Annotated in this window: 3 protein-coding genes; 1 reads left to right on the forward strand and 2 read right to left on the reverse strand. The window is 63.7% G+C overall.

What is annotated here, in order from left to right:
• Positions 1-335, forward strand: a 335-nt coding sequence (locus MOV75_RS33945; protein WP_247007519.1) for a Smr/MutS family protein, incomplete at its 5' end; no start/stop codon positions are given.
• Here MOV75_RS33945 and MOV75_RS33950 read toward each other — a convergent pair.
• Positions 332-1,456: a hypothetical protein gene (locus MOV75_RS33950; RefSeq protein WP_246923379.1), complete on the reverse strand. Its 1,125-nt coding sequence runs from the start codon at positions 1,454-1,456 to the stop codon at positions 332-334. The genes MOV75_RS33945 and MOV75_RS33950 overlap by 4 nt on opposite strands.
• Positions 1,457-1,700: 244 nt before the next feature.
• A partial coding sequence (gene hslU / locus MOV75_RS33955) for an ATP-dependent protease ATPase subunit HslU (protein ID WP_247007520.1) occupies positions 1,701-2,623 on the reverse strand: 923 nt, incomplete at its 5' end.

A 2,623-nucleotide genomic window follows, 5' to 3' on the forward strand; every position in this document is an offset into this window, starting at 1 on the left:
CTCTGGCGCCGCTTGGCAAGCGCGAGCGGACAAAACTGTCGCGCGGCCGCAGCGAGATCGAGGCGCGGCTTGATCTGCACGGAATGACCCAGACGCGCGCCCATCGTGCGCTGACCGGCTTCCTGCACCGCGCCCATCATGACGGCCTGACCTTCGTGCTGGTCATCACCGGCAAGGGCCGCAGCGGCGGCGAAAGCGGCGTGCTGCGCCGCCTGGTGCCGGAATGGCTGAGCCTGCCGGAATTCCGCGCCTTCGTCGTCGGCTTCGAGACGGCGCATATCGGCCATGGCGGCGAGGGCGCGCTGTATGTGCGGATCAGGCGGGCGAGATTTTAGAACGGCCGGATGATTCCGACGCGCGGGATCAGTGTGAGGATCAGGCCGAAGATGTTCGTTGTCCGATCCTCGGCTGGAATCAGCGGCGTCTCGCGCGCAGCCGGCAGCATCTTCGCCGCATGCAGGATCAGGAACATGCAGACCGCCCAGTTCGATATCCAACGGGAATAGTCGAACACCATCGCGAACATCACGAGATAGGCGAGGCTGACGCCGATCAGCGCCGCGATCACGAGGCGCCGGTGCGTCTCGCTTGCGAGCGCGCCGATCAGCTTCGTAAAATAGCGCCACAGCGGCGTGTGCAGCCAGATCAGCAGCGCAAAGACGGGTAGGCCGAGGATATTGTGCGGCAGGCGCCCCCAGGTGTCCAAAACCTCCTTCGCCAGCGGCTGGTACCAGATGTAGGCGAATTGCAGCAGGTCGGTTCGCGCCGGATCGGCCATCCGGGTCTTCAGATACGCGACGAAATCCGCTTCCGGGACCGGCATCGTTCCCAGGAATTGCGCGGCGAAGAACAGCGCCGAGACAATGAGCAAGGCGAGGATGCCGAAGGCGACGTTGCTGCGATTGCAGCCGTAAGCGAGGTAGTGCCTGACCGCCACGATGGTGATGATCGTCGGCACATACATCAAGAGATGAATGTGGTGGATCAGCACGAGGACGATCGAGAACAGCGCGGCTGTGGCGACGAACAGCAGCGAGCCCGCCGGCATCAGCAGCAGGATGAGCGCCAGCGCGCAGCCATAGATGTCGAAATGGCCGAGCGTGTGCATGAAGTTCTTCAGGAAGAATGGCGAGCCCGCCATGAAGACGAACAGCGGCAGCGTTTTAGCGGTGAAGCCAAAGGTCTTCTGGAATAGTCTTGCATACAGGCCGAGTGTCACCAGCCATGTCACCCCGCCGAGCGCGAACACGGACCATACCGGCACCTTGTCCGTAAACAGCGCGACGATGGCGCCGATCCATGCGCGCTTGATGAAGCCGAAATGGTAGTCGACCAGGAGATGGATATAGGGGACGTAAGGCGGCAGCTGGATCTTGTGGACGAAGACGCCGACGATGACCGCCGCGTTGACCGCGAGCAGGAGCCGCCAGGGGTTTTGCCAGATATTAGCGGGCACGTGCCACCGACGGCGCGTCAAACTCCGCCGTCGTCCCGGGCAAGCCACCGGGTCCGCGCAAAGCGCGGCCCGATGACAGGCTCCGCGCGACCCGGGACCCATAACCACAGGAGGCCATTTGAGGCAGGGCTGGAGCTACTATCTGGTTCAACGAGGACCGCTGGTGGTTTTGGGTCCCCGCGCCCGTGCGCAATCGCGCACCAGGCGGGGACGACAGCGAGATAGATAGCGGACTGAACCCAAATTACAAAATGAACCGGCTCAGATCCGCGTTCTTGGCGAGGTCGCCGACGTGTTTCTGCACAAAATCCGCATCGACCCGGACGGTCTCACCGTTGCGGTCGGGGGCGGTGAAGGAGATCTCGTCGAGCACCCGCTCCATCACGGTCTGCAGCCGCCGCGCGCCGATGTTTTCGACGGTCGAGTTCACCGCGACCGCGACATCGGCGAGCGCGTCGATGGCGCTGTGGGTGATGTCGAGCGTCACGCCCTCGGTCTGCATCAAGGCGACATATTGCTTGATCAGCGAGGCCTCTGGCTCGGTCAGGATGCGGCGCATGTCGTCGCGGGTCAGCGCCTGCAATTCGACGCGGATCGGCAGGCGGCCCTGCAATTCCGGCAACAGGTCTGACGGCTTTGCGACGTGGAAGGCGCCGGACGCGATGAACAGGATGTGGTCGGTCTTCACCGCGCCATGCTTGGTCGAGACCGTGGTGCCTTCGATCAAGGGCAGCAGATCGCGCTGCACGCCCTCGCGCGAGACGTCGCCGCCGACGCGGCCGTCACGTGCACAGATCTTGTCGATCTCGTCGAGGAACACGATGCCGTTGTTCTCGACCGCACTGATCGCCTCCAGCGTCAGCTGATCGGTGTCCAGCAGCTTGTCGGATTCCTCGTTGACGAGAATCTCGTGCGAGCCCTCGACCGTCAGCCGCCGCGTCTTGCTGCGGCCGCCGAGCTTACCAAAAATGTCGCCGATCGAGATCGCGCCCATCTGCGCGCCCGGCATGCCCGGAATCTCGAACATCGGCATGCCGCTGCCGGACGACTGCGTCTCGACCTCGATTTCCTTGTCGTTGAGCTCGCCGGCGCGCAGCTTCTTGCGAAAGGATTCGCGCGTCGCAGGGCTGGAATTGGCGCCGACCAGCGCGTCGAGCACCCGCTCCT

It is taken from the genome of Bradyrhizobium sp. PRIMUS42 (assembly GCF_023006515.1).
In the GTDB taxonomy this organism is placed as follows: Bacteria; Pseudomonadota; Alphaproteobacteria; order Rhizobiales; family Xanthobacteraceae; genus Bradyrhizobium.